This is a genomic window from Streptomyces sp. NBC_01477, from assembly GCF_036227245.1.
Taxonomy (GTDB): Bacteria; Actinomycetota; Actinomycetes; order Streptomycetales; family Streptomycetaceae; genus Actinacidiphila.
The window spans coordinates 5512472-5527278 of record NZ_CP109445.1; the positions used below are offsets into that span (position 1 = coordinate 5512472).

Genomic DNA, 14807 nt, shown 5'->3' on the forward strand with positions numbered 1-14807 from the left:
GATTGCGTACGATTGCCCGTCGTGCAAGGTTCGGAGAAGTCTTCCCGTCGCGGCCGTATCTCCTCCACGATGGGGGGCATGCCGCTCAACGACATGCCGTGGTGGCGCTGGCGCAGCAATGTGCGCTCGGCGCTGCACATGATCAGCGACCCGGTCTTCCAGCGCGAGGTCTGGCAGACCGGGCGGCCGGGCTACGGCGACGTCACCGACGCCGTCTACCGCCTCGTCGAGGACACCTGGCTCGACAACTGGTCCGCCGACAAATACGTCGGCACCATTTTCCGTGACCCGCAGGAAGCGGCGCTGGTCGATGTCGCGGTGCTGCGGGTGCTGAAGATCCTGCACCAGGTGGGGGCCGACGCGCCCGCTTCCGCGTACCTCGAACACCCCGGCTGGCCGGACGCGGTCCTCGCCGCACGTGAGGCGCACGTCCTGATGGCCGGCGCGGACGGAGAGGACCCGGACAGCCCGCCGCGCTCGCTGGAGGTGCTGGCGATCTACACGCGTTCCGCTTGACGGATAGCCCGGCGCCGCGGCGGCCATGTGTGTCAAGCTGACGGGGTGAACGAACAACTGTCGCAGCTGCCTGCCGAGCCGCAGTACATCCTCACGCTGTCCTGCCCCGACAAGCAGGGCATTGTGCACGCGGTGTCCAGTTATCTGTTCATCACCGGCTGCAACATCGTCGACAGCCAGCAGTTCGGCGACCGCGGCAGCGGGCTGTTCTTCATGCGGGTGCACTTCTCCGCCGAGGCCCCGATCACCGTGGACAAGCTGCGGGCCAGCTTCGCGGCGGTCGCGGACGCCTTCCACATGGACTGGCGCATACACCCGTCCGCCGAGCGCATGCGGATCATGCTCATGGTCAGCAAGTTCGGGCACTGCCTCAACGACCTGCTCTTCCGTACCAGCATCGGCGCGCTGCCGGTGGAGATCGCCGCCGTGGTGTCCAACCACACCGACTTCCGCGAGCTGGTCGGCTCCTACGGCGTCCCCTTCCACCACATCCCGGTCACCCGCGCCACCAAGGAGGAGGCCGAGGCGCAGGTGCTCGACCTGGTACGCGAGGAGGGCGTGGAATTGGTGGTGCTCGCCCGCTACATGCAGGTGCTCACCGACCACCTGTGCCGCGAGCTGTCCGGGCGGATCATCAACATCCACCACTCCTTCCTGCCGAGCTTCAAGGGCGCCAAGCCGTACCACCAGGCGCACGACCGGGGCGTGAAGCTGATCGGCGCGACCGCGCACTATGTGACGGCCGACCTCGACGAGGGGCCGATCATCGAGCAGGAGGTCGAGCGGGTCGGGCACGAGGTCACCCCCGAGCACCTGGTCGCCATCGGGCGGGACGTGGAGTGCCAGGCGCTGGCCCGCGCGGTCAAGTGGCACAGCGAGCACCGGGTGCTGCTCAACGGCCGGCGTACGGTCGTCTTCGACTGATCCCGCCCGATGCCGCCGGGCGGCTCGGATCCGTGCCGCGGCAGCGGGAGTCACCCGGCGGGCGCCACCGGCGGGACTCGGAAGCGTCGCCCGCTCTCAGAGCCGGGACAGCGACGCCGCGGCATAGAGCACGTCCCGGATGACGGCACGGTCGCCGGACTGGCCGACCGCGATCCGCTCCGGCTCCAGATGGCCGGCGGCGAGCTGACAGAATTCCACGCCGTCCAGCGCCACTTGGGCGACCGTATGGTCCTGCGAGGCGACCGCTCCTGGGGAGTCGAGCGGCAGACACCACCGGCCGCCTCCCGCGCCCTCGATGTCCAGCAGCAGCGAACGCCCGGGCGTTCCCGCGTCGGCGAGCCGGGCCGCCGAATCCGCGAGGCCGTCCCTGCGCCGCACGGCCAGCGCGGTGGGCAGCATCCTGGCGGCCAGATCGATCATCCGGTTCAGATTGCGCGGCGCAGGCGGGTCGTAGGGATATGCCACGGCCTCGGCAATGTCCCCCGCGTGGATCCAGCACTCGAAGGCGCGGTCCACGAAGGCGTCCTTGAGCGGCAGCGTGAACGACCCGTAGTCGACGCCTATTCCGGCGGCGCCGCCACCGGCGAAGGACACCGTGCGCAGCAGGGTGTGGCTCTGCCCGCGCCAGGTGTCGCGCAACTCGGCGCCCTTTTCGGCGGCGGTGCGCTGCGCCGTCCACAGGGCGTCGGTGCGCCCGGCGGGGTCGAGCGGCAGGTCGAGGCCCGCCGGCCGGTCCGTGCCGGGCAGGTCGAGGGCCGCCGCGAGCAGGCCGTCGACCGTGGCGAGATGGGCGATGACCTGGCCGACGGTGACCTTCCTGGTCACCGGGGCGCCGTCGTACCAGCGCAGTTCGACCGGCTCCTGCCAGTAGTTGTCGCCGAGGTCGCGCAGCAGCGCGTCCAGCCGGGCGGCCTCCGCGTCGTAAGGCCCCGCCCACTCCGGCACCGGGATACGGGCCGGGCGGCGGCCCAGGCAGCCTTCGAGCACCCGGGCCCTGAGCAGCGGATCGAGGTCCAGGCTGTCGTCGTGGTGCAGCAGGCGCACCGCGTCGCGCAGCCGCAGTGCCTCGTCCGCGCAGGCGGCGCAGTCGGTGAGGTGGTCCTCGACGGCCAGCGACTCGTCGCGCGAGCAGACCGCCAGCGCCCAGGCGCCGAGCAGCGACTTCAAAGTGCCGTGGTCGTACGGCGGTAGTCCCGGGTGCGGGGACGGCGGCGGCGCGGGCGGGTCGACAGGCGCGGGGAACCCGCGCGGGGTGCCGGACTGGTCGCGCTGGTTCGGTACCCGGGGGAGACCGTCGCTCTGGTCCTGCGGGCCGTCGCCGTTGCGGTACGCGGGGCCGCTCACGGCCGGCCTCGGCGGCTCTGCCCGCGGGGGTCGCGTGCGTCGTGCGGATCGCGCCTCTCCAGCGGGCGGCTCTCCTGGCCGTCGGCCGGGTCCATTGCCGTGGACAGCAGTTGCAGGCCGAGCCGCAGCCGGCGCCGCGACTCGTCGGCGCTCACTCCGAGGCCGGCGGCGGCGTCGCGGTAGTCCAGGTGCTCGCGGTAGGCGAGTTCGAGCGCGTCGCGCAGCGGCGCGGGCATCGAGGTGACGATGAAGTCGGCTCTGGCCGCGGTACTGGCCTCGCGGACCCTGGCCTCGACCTCGGTGGGCGACGAGCGCCCGCGGCTCGCGGACTGCCGCAGTCTGTGCACCGCCTGGCTCTGGGTGAGCGCGGCGATCCAGGACCGCAGGGAGCCGTGCTTGGGGTCGTAGTCGTCCGGATTCTCCCAGATGTACCCGAAGACCTCGCGGGTGATCAGATCGGCCGCCTCGTCGTCGTCGAGCACCCGGAACGCCAGATTGTGCACGAGCGAGGCGTACCGGTCGTACAGCTCGCCGAGTGCGGCCTCCTCGCCGCGTGCGAGCCGCTGCTGCATCTTGCGGTCCCAGCGCGGTGGTGCGGGTGTCGCCATCTGCCGCCCCTTGCGTCGTCGGCCGTCTCACCGGCCCGGTGGCCACTGCATTCGACCGTACCGGCCGACCCCCACGGCCTGCGCCCCTTTGTACCAACCTGGCCTCTCATGTGAGCGGTTCTGTCGGTCTGTTATCCGGGTGTGACCGGAAGATTGCAGAGTTACGGCTGAGAACGGGCATAGGGTCGTTGTGATGACGAAGCTGAACCCGACAGCGAGGCGAGGTGCGGTCCCGTGCTGGTGACCCGAGCCGAGCAAGACGGCTGGGCGGTGGTGACGGTCGCGGGCGAGATGGACCTGATCTCGTCGCCCGCGGTACGGCAGAAGGTCCATGACGCGGTCGCCGAGGGGCGGCGCAGCGTGGTGCTCGATCTGGCCGATGTGCGCTTCTGCGACTCCAGCGGGGTGGGCGTGCTGATCGGTGCCCGCCGGCTCATGCGGTCCTGCGCGGGGCGGCTGCGGATCGTGCTGCCCGAGGAGGGCGCGGCCCCCAGTGAGGGCGCGCACGTCAACCGGGTGCTTGCCGCGCTCGGGGTACGCCGACTGTTCGAGGTCTTCCCCGACCTGGCTGCGGCGACCGACGAGTCCGCCCAGCCGTTGAGCGCCTGAGCGGCCGCGGCGGCCCTGCGGCTCCGTCCGATTACGGAGCGTCCGCGCGGCGTTGTGTCCGATGTGTGACTTGTTACGCGGCGGAGTCGGGAGCTACCTCGGGTACGCTCCATCGGGTGCGCGTACGTTCAAGGCAGCTCGGAAGTACCGCCCGGTCGAGCCGGGTGGGGCCGAGGCCTGGGCGTTCGACGCTCCGCCCGAAGCGCCGCACAGTATGCAGTACCCGTGGTCCATTGCGCTGGAATACGACGGAAGCGCTTGGTGCGGTGACTGTCGGTCAATCATGCTGTGTGAAGGCGGGATCACGCTCGGTGATCCCGGGCAGGCGTGAAGCCTTGTGTCCGCCGGTTCGGATGGTGTGAGCAGTGCAGATGCTGCAGGTGCAACTGGAGGTCGGCGTCGACCCCGCGGAAGTGGGGCGGGCACGCCGCTGGGCGAGGTCCCGGCTGGTCGGATCCGGAATAGGTGCCGATGAGCCGGTCGCCGAGACTCTGATCCTGCTCATCTCGGAACTGGTCACCAACGCGGTGGTGCACACAGGCTGCCCCGCGGTCCTGCGCATGCTCTTCCCCGCCGCCCCCGCCGCGGCGGTACGGGTCGAGGTCGCCGACACCAGCGAGGCCCCGCCGGCCCCGCGGCACGCCCGGCGCGACGAGACCGGCGGACGCGGGCTCGAACTCGTCGACGGCCTCGCCGACCGCTGGGGCTGGCAGCCCGAGGGCGCGGGCAAGCAGATCTGGTGCGAGGTCGACCGCGCCGCCGCCCTGAACTGAGCCGGTCCGAGCCGCCCTGCCCCGAAGGGGGCGGCGTTCAGCGCTGCCCGGACGGCTGGAAGGTGCGCCGGTAGGCGGACGGCGAGACCCCGAGCGTCAGCTGGAGGTGCTGCCGCATCGAGGCGCCGGTGCCGAAGCCGGCCCTCCTGGCGATCAGGTCCACGCCCAGATCGGTCGACTCCAGCAGCTGCCGGGCCAGTTCGACCCGCTGCTGGGTCAGCCAGCGGCCCGCGCTCATGCCCACCTCCTCCCGGAAGCGCCGGGTGAAGGTGCGCACACTCATCGACTCCCGCTCGGCCAACTGCCGCAGGGTGAGGGGCTGGTCCAACCGGTCGAGCGCCCACGCCCTGGCCCGTTCGGTGCTGGCCAACTGAGGCTCGGGCAGCGGCCGGCGGATGAACTGCGCCTGCCCGCCCTCGCGGTGCGGCGGCACGACGGTGCGGCGGGACACCGCGTTGGCGACCGCCGTCCCCCAGTCCCGGCGCACGATGTGCAGGCACAGGTCGATGCCCGCGGCCACTCCTGCCGAGGTCAGCACATCCCCGTCGTCCACGTAGAGCACGTCGGGGTCGACCCTGACCCGTGGGAAGAGCCGCTGGAAGTGGTCGGAACTGCTCCAGTGCGTGGTCGCCGGCCGGCCGTCCAGCAGGCCCGCGGCGGCCAGCAGGTACGAGCCGGTGCAGATCGACACCACCCGCGCCCCCGGCCGGATCGCCGCGAAGGCGGCCCTGAGCGGCGGCGTGAGTGCCCCCTCGGTGAAGACCGACCCGAGTTCGTGCGACGCGGGCACGACCACGGTGTCGGCCTGGGCCAGCGCCTCCGCCCCGTGCCGCACCACGATCGGGAAGTCCGCGTCGGTCCGCACCTCACCCGGCTCGACGCTGCACGTCACGATCTCGTACAGCGGCGTACCGTCCTCGGCGCCCGCGGCGGCGCCGAAGATCCGCAGCGGGATGCCCAGTTCGAACGGGATCACCCCGTCCAGCGCGAACACCGCGACACGGTGCCGCCCCGGGTGCCGGAAGACCTCGGCGGAGGCTCCGGGTACGGCGGCAGGCGCCGCTGCCCGGGAGGTCGGCGGATCCGCGGGCAGGTGCGGGCGGGGCTGCGGGGGCAGCGCTGCGACGGTCATGGCCCGATCCTTGCACATGATGGCCATCGGGCCAGTCGTCGCCCGGAACGGACCGCCGGAGACTGATCATGTGACGCAGACATCTCAAGCCCTCGCGCCCGCCACCGGCGGTGTGCCGCCCGCTCCCGGCCGCCGACCGCGCCTGCACCGCGCCTGGGTCGTCGCCGCCGTCACCTTTGTGACGCTGATCGGTGCTGCTGCATTCGCCTCCCTCCCGGGTCTGCTGATCGACCCGCTGCACACCGAATTCGGCTGGTCGCGGGGCATGGTCGGGCTGGCCGTGTCGGTCAATCTCGCGCTGTACGGAATCACCGCCCCCTTCGCCGCGGCGCTGATGGACCGCTTCGGCATCCGGCGGGTCGTCGCCTGCGCCCTGCTGACGATCGCGCTCGGCGCGGCACTGACCGTCTTCATGACGCAGGTGTGGCAACTCATCCTGTGCTGGGGCGTCCTGGTCGGCCTCGGCAGCGGGTCCATGGCCCTCGCCTTCGCCGCCACCGTCACCAACCGGTGGTTCGTCGCCCGCCGCGGCCTGGTCACCGGCATCCTCACCGCGGCCGGCGCGTCGGGCCAGTTGGTCTTCCTGCCGCTGCTGTCCTGGATCACCGAGAACCACGGCTGGCGGCCCGCGGCCGTGATCGTGGCGCTCGCCGCGGTCACGGTCGTCCCCTTCGTCTGGTTCCTGCTGCGCGACCACCCCGCCGACGTGGGCCTGGCGCCCTACGGTGCCGCGGAGTTCGTCCGCAAGCCGCCGCCGGCCACCGGTGCCGCGGCCCGCGCGCTGCGGGCACTCGCCGAAGCCGCGCGCACCGGTACCTTCTGGCTGCTCGCGGGCTCCTTCGCGATCTGCGGGGCCTCCACCAACGGCCTCGTCAAGACGCACTTCGTGCCCGCCGCCCACGACCACGGCATGCCCGTGACGGCTGCCGCCTCGCTGCTCGCCGTCATCGGCGTCTTCGACATCGCGGGCACGGTGGCCTCCGGATGGTTCACCGACCGCATGTCGCCGCGCCGGCTGCTGGCCGTCTACTACGGCCTGCGCGGATTCTCGCTCATGTTCCTCCCCATGCTGCTCGCCGACAGCATCCACCCGCCGATGGTGCTGTTCATCGTCTTCTACGGACTCGACTGGGTCGCCACGGTGCCGCCGACGCTCGCCGTGTGCCGCGAGTACTACGGCGAGAACAGTGCGATCGTCTTCGGGTGGGTGCTGGCAGCCCACCAGATCGGTGCCGCGCTCGTCGCGTACCTCGGCGGTGTGGCCCGTGATGCGTTCGGTTCGTACGACGTCGTCTGGTACACCTCCGGTGCGTTGTGCGCGGTGGCCGCGCTGATGTCCCTGGTGATCCGCCGGCGGCCGGTCGCCGCGCCTGCCGCGATGGCGGTCGTCGTGTGAACGGACCGCCGCACGCGCCCGGTTCCGCATCCGCCCACGATCACTCGCACGAGTGATCGAACCCCGCGTCGTCGCAGGTCACGCGTGGATGCGAGCCGCCGCCCCGGCGATCCGGCGGGCGTCGATCGCCATTTCGCGGAACATCCCGCTGATCGGGTTGGTGAACCCGGTGAAGAACAGCCCCGGTGCGCCCGGCGGGGTGCGTGCCCCGTGCACGACGGGACGCCCGCGGCCGTCCAGCACCCCGAGATGGCCGACCAGGGTTTCCAGTCCGCGCCGGTAGCCGGTCGCCGCGATCACCACCTCGGGCGCGATCAGCGAGCCGTCCGCGAGACGCACCTGACCGTCCTCGAACCCCTCGACGGCGGCGACGGGTTCGACGCGCCGCGACCGCACCGCACTGATCAGTCCGACGTCCTGCACCGGGATCGCGCCGTCGAGCACCCGCGCGTACAGCCCGTTGTCCGGCCGCGGCAGGCCGTACGCGGACAGGTCGGGCACGCTCACCCGCTCGATGTACGGCGCCACCCGGTCGACGAGCCGCGGCGGCAGCCGGCGTACCAGGATGCCGCTCGCCTGGGCAGGCCAGCCCGCGGTCGAGCGGCGCATGATGTGCGGCGGGGTGCGCACCGCCAGCCGTACCCGGCCCGCACCGCCCTCGACCAGGTCGACGGCGATCTCGGCGCCGGTGTTGCCGACCCCGACGACGAGGACGTCACGGCCGGCATAGGGGGCGGCGTTGCGATAGGCGGCGGCGTGCAGCAGCTCGCCGGGGAAGGTGTCACGGCCCGGCCAGTCGGGTATGTGCGGCGAGTGATTGTGGCCGGTGGCCACGACGACCACCGGCGAGGCGAGCACCCGGCCGCCCGTGGCGGGCAGTTCCCAGCCGCCGCCTGCGCGCTCCACCCGGTCCACGGCTATCCCGGTCGCGATCTCCAGGTCGTGGTGATCCGCGTACTGCTCCAGGTAGCGCACGACATCGTCCCGGCCGACCCAGCGGCCGTACGAGCGGGGTATCCGCAGCCCGGGCAGGGCGGAGAGCCGCCGGGTCGTGTGCAGGTGCAGCCGGTCGTAATGGCCGCGCCATGACGCGCCGAGCTGTTCCGCGCGCTCCAGGACCAGGGGGCGTACACCGCGCTGCCGCAGCGCCGCCGCCGCGGCCAGGCCGCCCGGGCCTGCCCCGATCACGATCGCGTCCGGCGTCGCGGCCAGGCCCGCTGCCGCGGGAGGTGAGGTGGGGTCGGACATGCGGAACTCCTGTAGTGGGGCGTCGTACTTGGCTGCGGTCGAGAGCGTAGCCGCTGGGACGGCGGCGGCCCGGTCGGACAGATACCCTCAGGCGCGGTTGGCAGTACGGAAGAGGGCGAGAACGGGGTCGGCGAAGACCGGGCTGTACGAGATGCGGTCGGTGGGGCCGCCGCCGCCGAGGCCGCCGATCAGGCCGATCACTGTGCCGGTCCCGGTGCGGACGTCGTAATCGAGCAGCCAGGGACTGCCGGAGGTGCCGTCGAAGAAGCCGTCGCACGCCAGCCGCAGCTGGTGCCGCTCGTCCAGGCGTTCCGTGGTGGTCGTGCAGGTGATCGCCCGGTCGGCGGGGTCGCTGCTGAGCTGCGGATAGCCGATCACGGTGACGCGGTTGTGGTAACCGGGCGTACGGGCCAGGCGGTTGGCGCCGGTGACGTCCTCGACGCGCCGCCCGTGCCCGTCGGGCCGCACCCGGGCGAAGGCGACGTCGTAGTCGGAGGCGGCGTCGTCGTCCGGCGCCCAGCGCGGGTCGGTGAAGACCTTGTCGACCGCCCAGATCCCGTGCGGCTGCCGGTCCGCTCCGGCGCGGTACTGCGGTACGAAGCCGATGTCGGCTCCCGGCTCGCAATGTGCCGCGGTCAGGATGAGGTCGCGGCCGGGGCTGTGGACGACACTCGCCGTGCAGTAGTGCGCGGCCAGGTCGTCGCCGATGGAGAAGAGCACACCCACCGTCGGCACCCCGGCGAAATGCACGGCGGATCCCGGCGGCCCGGAAGCCGCCGAAGCGGTGGCGGCCTTCGCGACCGGCGACAGCCGCCGGCCCGACGCCGGCATCGAGCCGGCCATCCGCTCGGGCGTCCAGAAGCGGGCAGCCGCCTGTGCGGTCCAGCCCGGCGCCGTACGGACGCAGCCCTGCGCCGGACACAGTACGGCCAGCAGCGCGAGCAGGGCGGTGGACGCCAGCGGCAGCAGCATGCGTCGCAGCACGGGCGGTCGGCCCCCTTCGGCGGCGGAGGGCGGGTCGCGGCCGCGCGGTCCGCCGGTGGCAGGCCGCGCCGGTCGTACGCCCGGCTCCCGTCCGCCGCGGTCCCGCGGACCCGGGGCCGTGCGGGACATCTTGCCGTGCCGGGTCGCGTTCCGACCCCGTGCCGCGCTGGGCGCGGCGCACTCCTCGCGGCTACTTCGGCGGCTTCTTGCCGGTCACACCGAGATGCACGAGCAGCGCCAGGTTCGGCTTCAGGTCGGCCTGCTTGACGCCGCCGGTGAAGCCCTTCTGGTGGGCGGCGACCCCGGCGAGCATGGTCACCAGCGAGCCGGCGATGGCGGGCGCGCTGACGTCCTTGTCGACCCGGCCCTTGCCCTGCAGCTCCTTGATGGACTCGGTGAGCGAGCCGGTCACCGCGGTGAGGATCTTGGTGCGGATCTTGGAGAAACGTTTATCCCCCTCTGCGGCACCGAGATCGATGACGCGAAGGATGGCGTCGTTCTTCCGCCAGAAGGTGAAGAAGCCGTCGACGAGTTCGTCGGCCGCCTGGGCTCCCGACTTGCCGACCCAGGAGCGGCCCGCGACCAGTTCGGTCAGGCTCGCCCCCTCCTTCGCCATCTCGTCGGCGAGCTCCAGGACGGCGCCCTCGACGTCGGGGAAGTACTGGTAAAAGGTGGCCGGCGAGGTGCCGGCCATCCGTGCGACGTCGATCACCTTGACGTCCCGGTACGGCGACGTGCTGAGCATTTCGCTCAGGCAGTCGAGCAGCTTCTGCCGCGTCGCCTGCCCTCGGCGACCCGCGACACGTCCGTCGACGGTGCGAACTTGTCCTGTCATGCCGTCAGTTTACCGACGCGTGACCCGCGCGCGATTTGGCCGCGTGCAAATGGGGAGGGGGTGTCTGGTGGTACGGAAGACGCAGGTCAATGAGGGTTTTCAGCGGCTAAGCGGAACCTGCTTCTGAGGCGTTTGCCTGGTTGTTATGCACCTTTTGTTGGTTTTTATGGTGCACGGGTGGGCCGCCTCGGAAGAATTGACCATATGTTCGAATTAGGCCGCTGTGCTGTGGGGAAGATCACTGACGACGGCGGCGGAGGCGGCCGTCGAGCAGGCGGCGAGCACACACGAGAGGGAGGACCGGACCATGTCCGCATTCGGCGAAGGCGCGCCCTGCTGGGTCGACGCGTCCCTGCCCGACCTGGCGGCCGGCCGGCGGTTCTACGGGGAGCTGTTCGGCTGGACCTTCGAGGACCAGGGCGAGGACTTCGGGCACTACACCCTGGCCTTCCGCGACGAGAAGCGGGCGGCGGCCCTGATGGGCAAACCGGATCCCGCGATGCCCACCTCCTGGAGCGTCTACTTCGCGTCGGCCGACGCGACCGGCGCCGCCGACAGGATCGGTGCGGCGGGCGGGCAGGTCGTCTTCGGTCCCGACAAGGCAGGGGAGGCGGGGGTGATGGTGGGCGCCATCGACCCCGGAGGCTCCTTCTTCGGCATCTGGCAGGCGGACGGCCACCTGGGCTTCGAGATCACCGAGCAGCCCGGCGCGTTCTGCTGGACGGAGAACCACACGCAGGACACGGCGGCCGTCGACCCCTTCTACGCATCGGTGTTCGGCTACCGGGCCGAGCAGATAGGCGACGGGGAGCACTTCGACTACAAGGTGTGGTCGCTGGCCGCGGAGCCCGAACAGCAGGTCGGCGGCCGGTTGAAGCTGGGCGCCGGCCTCCACGACGAGCAGCCCTCCACCTTCCGGGTCTACTTCGCGGTGGACGACTGCGACGCCGCCGCGGCGAGGGTGCGGGAGCTCGGCGGACAGGTGACCGGGGAGCCGGCGGACTCGCCTTTCGGCCGGGCGGCCTCGGTCACCGACGACCAGGGTGCAGGTTTCACGGTCATCGACACCCGCCGCAAGGGGGGTTCCATAGACGGGAGTTGACGGACGCCGGGTCTTTTCCGGCGCGTTGTGCCGCTCCCGGCACAGCAGGTGGCGGATGATAACGAGTTCGTTCCCTGGGCGTGTCGTGACGGCCCCGGGTTCGCAACCGGCGCCCTTCCCAGGAACAATCGTGTTCGTACCCTGGCGTGGGCGCGGGGAACGGACCGCGAAGGGCAGGGCGTACGGACGCGGGGCACGGCCGCAACAACGCGGGTACGGGGAGGTGGCAGGGCAGTGATGGAGCAGCTGACGCAGCACGACCCGAGACGAATCGGCCCTTTCGAGGTGCTGGGACGACTCGGAGCCGGCGGCATGGGGCTGGTCTATCTCGCACGCTCGGCATCCGGCCGCCGGGTGGCGATCAAGACCGTACGCGCCGAACTCGCCGAGGACCAGCTCTTCCGGGTCCGCTTCACGCGTGAGGTGGAGGCCGCCCGCGCGGTCTCCGGCTTCTACACCGCGGCCGTCGTGGACGCCGATCCGAGGGCCGCTGTGCCCTGGCTCGCCACCGCGTACGTTCCGGCGCCGTCGCTGGAGGAGATCGTCAACGAGGCCGGGCCGATGCCCGCGCAGGCGGTGCGCTGGCTCGCCGCCGGTATCGCGGAAGCCCTCCAGTCGATCCACGCCGCGGGCCTCGTGCACCGCGACATGAAACCGTCCAATGTGCTGGTGGTGGAGGACGGGCCGCGGGTCATCGACTTCGGCATCGCCTCCGGAGTGTCCAACACCCGGCTGACGATGACCAACGTCGCCGTCGGCACCCCCGCCTACATGTCGCCCGAGCAGGCACGCGACTCCCGCAGCGTGCGCGGCGCGAGCGACATCTTCTCGCTCGGCTCGACGCTGGTCTTCGCCGCGACCGGGCACGCACCCTTCCACGGTGCGAATCCGGTGGAGACCGTCTTCATGCTGCTGCGCGAGGGTCCCGACCTGAACGGGCTGCCCGACGAGCTGCGCCCGCTCATCGAGTCCTGCATGCGGATGGAGGCGGAGGGCCGGCCCACCCCGGCCGACCTCCAGGCCCAGCTGGCCCCGCACCTGTTCTCGACCGGCAGCGACGACACCGGGACCGCGTCGGCCTGGCTGCCGCCCGGCGCGGTCGCACTGATAGAGCAGCGCCGCAGCGGTCGGCTCCCCGCCGCGGTGGACAGGGGGCGCGGCGCGCACGCGGCAGGCCGGCCGCGGACACCGCAGGCCGACCGGTTGCTGCCGCCCCGCCCGGCGCAGCCGCCGCCGATCCCCGCGCACGCGCCGGGCGACAACAACCACAACCGGCACGGCGCCGACCGGTCGGGCGAGGCGGTGCACCTCGCCGGGTCCGCGCCGATCGGCCCCGGCCTGCGGGTCGCGGAGGCCGCCGAGCACAAGGCGGCGAGCGGGGCCGCACCCGGCACCGAGTGGGTCCGCCGCAGAGCGGGGGCGCACCGGGCGGGCGATCCGGTGCCGGCGCCCGTCCCCGCGCAGGGAGCGGCGGCGCCGCCCGCGGAGTGGCGGCCGTGGCGGTTCCGGATGTCGAACGACGTGTGGGGCACCCCGGTGGTGGCCGGCGGGCTGCTGTACGTCACCTCCTTCGAGGTGCACGCGCTGGACGTGGCGAGCGGGCGCCGCGAGTTCAAGACCAGGGACGTCGCCTGGACGATGGCGGTGGACGGTGGGCGGATCCACGCCTCGGACGGCCCGAGCCTGTTCGCGCTGGACGCGAAGGACGGCGCCGACCGGTGGCGTACGCAGATCGACGGATGGGTCTACGCGGTACGGACCGACGCGGGCACCGTCGTCACCGGGACCCGCGGCGGCGGTGTCCAGGCGTGGGACGCGGGCCGCGGGATGCTGCGGTGGGAGCGGGGCGGGGCGCAGACGGAGTTCGAGTCGCCGGACTCGGGGCCGACCGTCGTCGGCCGGGCCGTCTACTACCAGGGCGGCGGCCACCTGCACGCGGTGGACGCGCTGACCGGCGCCGAGATGTGGTCCTATCCGATCGGCGAGTCCGGCGCGGCCGGCTCGGTGCCCACCAGGCCGGTGGTCGCGGACGGCGTCGTGCATGTCACCGCCGGCACCAGGGTGCTCGCGCTCGACGCCCGCAGCGGCGCCGAACGCTGGCATTTCGACGCACCGGCCGTGATGTTCGCGCCGCCCGCGCACGTACCGGGGCCCGGGACGTCCGGCGGCGGCCTCTACGTGGCCGACCACCTCGGTACGGTCTACGCGCTCGACCCGGCCGGCGGGCGGGAGCGGTGGCGGGTCGCCACCGAGCCGCGGCAGTCCGTCGAGCCGGTCGTCGTGGCGGCCGGCTCCGTCCACCTGGGCGCGGGGAGCGCGCTCTACACGCTGGACGCGGTCAGCGGCACACCGCGCTGGCGGTTCGCGGCACAGGGCGAGATCGTCGGGTCGCCCGCGGTCGCCGACGGCCGGGTGCACTTCGGGTCCAAGGACCACTGCCTCTACACCGTCGACGCGCAGGGCGGGCAGTTGCGCTGGCGGCTGGAGACGGGCGGCGAGATCACCGGTTCGCCGGTCAGCGCGGACGGCGTCATCTACGCGTGCTCCAAGGACCGCTGCGTGTACGCGCTCGACGCGACGAAGGGGACCGGGGCGTCGGCCCGCCGGGCGTAGCGCCTGCCCCGTGCCCGTGTCCGCGCCCCTGCCCGCCCTCCCCGGTCAGTCCGGGGGCCGGTCGGACAGCGGGGGCAGGGTGAGGGTGTCGTCGTCCTGCGGGCGGTAGCCGGGCTCGGGCGGTGCGGCGGCCGGGGCGTCGGCGTACGGCTTCTTGTACGGCTGCTCCCACGGCGGGGACGGCTCGATGTGGCGCGTCGTGCGGCCCGGCATCATGGCCGCTCCGAGCAGCAGCAGGGTGCCGCCGCCGAACGCCGCCGCCACACCGATGTCGAGGCCGTCGCCGCCGGCGGTGAGCGATCCGGCGGACTGGCCCTGGCGGACCATCCACAGCACGGTGACGCCCAGGACCAGGACGCCCGCCGCGCCGACGGCCGACCGGGACCGCAGCAGTACGCCCAGCAGGGCGAGCAGGGCGGCGAAGCCCAGCGGAAGGAAGAGGGAGCCGAGCAGGGCCGCGGCTGCCGGGGTGACGCCGACCCCGGTGAAGAGGTCGTCGACCCGGATGTCGGACCCGTGACGCCCGCCGTACCAGACACGGAAGGGACTCTGGACGGCGAGCACCGCTCCGATGAGCGCGAGGAGTGAGCCGGAGATGTTGCGGAGCATCTGGCGGCACCGCCTCTTTCGCGTACTCAGCCCCCTCGGAGCCGAGGCTACGCCGCGAACCGGGCTCTCGCCACGCGAGGGCGACGCGCCCGG

General features: G+C 72.5%; 14 protein-coding genes. 7 read left to right on the top strand and 7 right to left on the bottom strand.

Annotated features, from left to right (window positions below):
* Nucleotides 1-69 precede the first annotated feature (69 nt).
* Both OHA86_RS23450 and purU read left to right on the top strand, forming a co-directional pair.
* Nucleotides 70-516 carry an SCO4402 family protein gene (locus OHA86_RS23450; protein ID WP_329178221.1) on the top strand — a complete coding sequence of 149 codons (447 nt, stop codon included), beginning with the start codon at nucleotides 70-72 and terminating at the stop codon, nucleotides 514-516.
* 45 nt (nucleotides 517-561) lie between these two features.
* A complete protein-coding gene (purU, locus tag OHA86_RS23455; RefSeq protein WP_329178222.1) occupies nucleotides 562-1440 on the top strand; it encodes a formyltetrahydrofolate deformylase in 879 nt (292 codons plus the stop codon).
* Nucleotides 1441-1536: 96 nt separating this feature from the next.
* Here the strand turns inward: purU and OHA86_RS23460 are convergent, their stop codons facing one another.
* Together OHA86_RS23460 and OHA86_RS23465 are read right to left on the bottom strand one after the other, a co-directional pair.
* Complete coding sequence (locus OHA86_RS23460; RefSeq protein WP_329178224.1) at nucleotides 1537-2805, bottom strand: maleylpyruvate isomerase N-terminal domain-containing protein; 1269 nt, start codon at nucleotides 2803-2805, stop codon at nucleotides 1537-1539.
* A complete protein-coding gene (locus tag OHA86_RS23465) occupies nucleotides 2802-3413 on the bottom strand; it encodes a sigma-70 family RNA polymerase sigma factor (RefSeq protein WP_329178225.1) in 612 nt (203 codons plus the stop codon). Before OHA86_RS23465 ends, OHA86_RS23460 begins: the two co-directional genes overlap by 4 nt.
* A 234-nt stretch (nucleotides 3414-3647) precedes the next feature.
* On the opposite strand from OHA86_RS23465, the gene OHA86_RS23470 reads away from it, so the two are divergent.
* Nucleotides 3648-4022, top strand: a complete 375-nt coding sequence (locus tag OHA86_RS23470) for an STAS domain-containing protein (protein ID WP_443071853.1) — start codon at nucleotides 3648-3650, stop codon at nucleotides 4020-4022.
* 365 nt (nucleotides 4023-4387) lie between these two features.
* Nucleotides 4388-4795 carry an ATP-binding protein gene (locus OHA86_RS23475; protein WP_329178227.1) on the top strand — a complete coding sequence of 136 codons (408 nt, stop codon included), beginning with the start codon at nucleotides 4388-4390 and terminating at the stop codon, nucleotides 4793-4795.
* 37 nt (nucleotides 4796-4832) lie between these two features.
* On the opposite strand, the gene OHA86_RS23480 is transcribed toward OHA86_RS23475, so the two are convergent.
* Entirely contained in the window at nucleotides 4833-5927 is a 1095-nt protein-coding gene (locus OHA86_RS23480; RefSeq protein WP_329178229.1) for a GlxA family transcriptional regulator, read from the bottom strand.
* 70 nt (nucleotides 5928-5997) lie between these two features.
* On the opposite strand from OHA86_RS23480, the gene OHA86_RS23485 reads away from it, so the two are divergent.
* Nucleotides 5998-7323 carry an MFS transporter gene (locus OHA86_RS23485; protein WP_329178231.1) on the top strand — a complete coding sequence of 442 codons (1326 nt, stop codon included), beginning with the start codon at nucleotides 5998-6000 and terminating at the stop codon, nucleotides 7321-7323.
* A gap of 78 nt (nucleotides 7324-7401) precedes the next feature.
* Here OHA86_RS23485 and OHA86_RS23490 read toward each other — a convergent pair whose 3' ends face one another.
* From OHA86_RS23490 to OHA86_RS23500, 3 genes are all read right to left on the bottom strand, one after another.
* Nucleotides 7402-8571: a flavin-containing monooxygenase gene (locus OHA86_RS23490; RefSeq protein WP_329178233.1), complete on the bottom strand. Its 1170-nt coding sequence runs from the start codon at nucleotides 8569-8571 to the stop codon at nucleotides 7402-7404.
* An 87-nt stretch (nucleotides 8572-8658) separates the two neighbouring features.
* Nucleotides 8659-9555: a trypsin-like serine peptidase gene (locus tag OHA86_RS23495; protein ID WP_329178235.1), complete on the bottom strand. Its 897-nt coding sequence runs from the start codon at nucleotides 9553-9555 to the stop codon at nucleotides 8659-8661.
* A 190-nt stretch (nucleotides 9556-9745) separates the two neighbouring features.
* Entirely contained in the window at nucleotides 9746-10390 is a 645-nt protein-coding gene (locus OHA86_RS23500) for a TetR/AcrR family transcriptional regulator (protein ID WP_329178237.1), read from the bottom strand.
* Between the two features lie 307 nt (nucleotides 10391-10697).
* Between OHA86_RS23500 and OHA86_RS23505 the strand changes: the two genes are divergently transcribed.
* Both OHA86_RS23505 and OHA86_RS23510 read left to right on the top strand, forming a co-directional pair.
* Nucleotides 10698-11492, top strand: a complete 795-nt coding sequence (locus OHA86_RS23505; RefSeq protein WP_329178238.1) for a VOC family protein — start codon at nucleotides 10698-10700, stop codon at nucleotides 11490-11492.
* A 237-nt stretch (nucleotides 11493-11729) separates the two neighbouring features.
* Nucleotides 11730-14105 (top strand): serine/threonine-protein kinase, encoded by a 2376-nt coding sequence (locus OHA86_RS23510; RefSeq protein WP_329178240.1) that lies wholly within the window; start codon nucleotides 11730-11732, stop codon nucleotides 14103-14105.
* A 45-nt stretch (nucleotides 14106-14150) separates the two neighbouring features.
* Here the strand turns inward: OHA86_RS23510 and OHA86_RS23515 are convergent, their stop codons facing one another.
* A complete protein-coding gene (locus tag OHA86_RS23515; protein WP_329178242.1) occupies nucleotides 14151-14714 on the bottom strand; it encodes a hypothetical protein in 564 nt (187 codons plus the stop codon).
* Nucleotides 14715-14807 lie beyond the last annotated feature (93 nt).

What these genes read in the sequence shown, in the direction of transcription:
- OHA86_RS23450 (WP_329178221.1), top strand. Translation starts at nt 70, where the DNA reads ATGGGGGGCATGCCGCTCAACGACATGCCGTGGTGGCGCTGGCGCAGC.
- OHA86_RS23465 (WP_329178225.1), bottom strand. Translation starts at nt 3,413, where the DNA reads ATGGCGACACCCGCACCACCGCGCTGGGACCGCAAGATGCAGCAGCGG.
- OHA86_RS23480 (WP_329178229.1), bottom strand. Translation starts at nt 5,927, where the DNA reads ATGACCGTCGCAGCGCTGCCCCCGCAGCCCCGCCCGCACCTGCCCGCG.
- OHA86_RS23490 (WP_329178233.1), bottom strand. Translation starts at nt 8,571, where the DNA reads ATGTCCGACCCCACCTCACCTCCCGCGGCAGCGGGCCTGGCCGCGACG.
- OHA86_RS23500 (WP_329178237.1), bottom strand. Translation starts at nt 10,390, where the DNA reads ATGACAGGACAAGTTCGCACCGTCGACGGACGTGTCGCGGGTCGCCGA.
- OHA86_RS23505 (WP_329178238.1), top strand. Translation starts at nt 10,698, where the DNA reads ATGTCCGCATTCGGCGAAGGCGCGCCCTGCTGGGTCGACGCGTCCCTG.
- OHA86_RS23510 (WP_329178240.1), top strand. Translation starts at nt 11,730, where the DNA reads ATGGAGCAGCTGACGCAGCACGACCCGAGACGAATCGGCCCTTTCGAG.
- OHA86_RS23515 (WP_329178242.1), bottom strand. Translation starts at nt 14,714, where the DNA reads ATGCTCCGCAACATCTCCGGCTCACTCCTCGCGCTCATCGGAGCGGTG.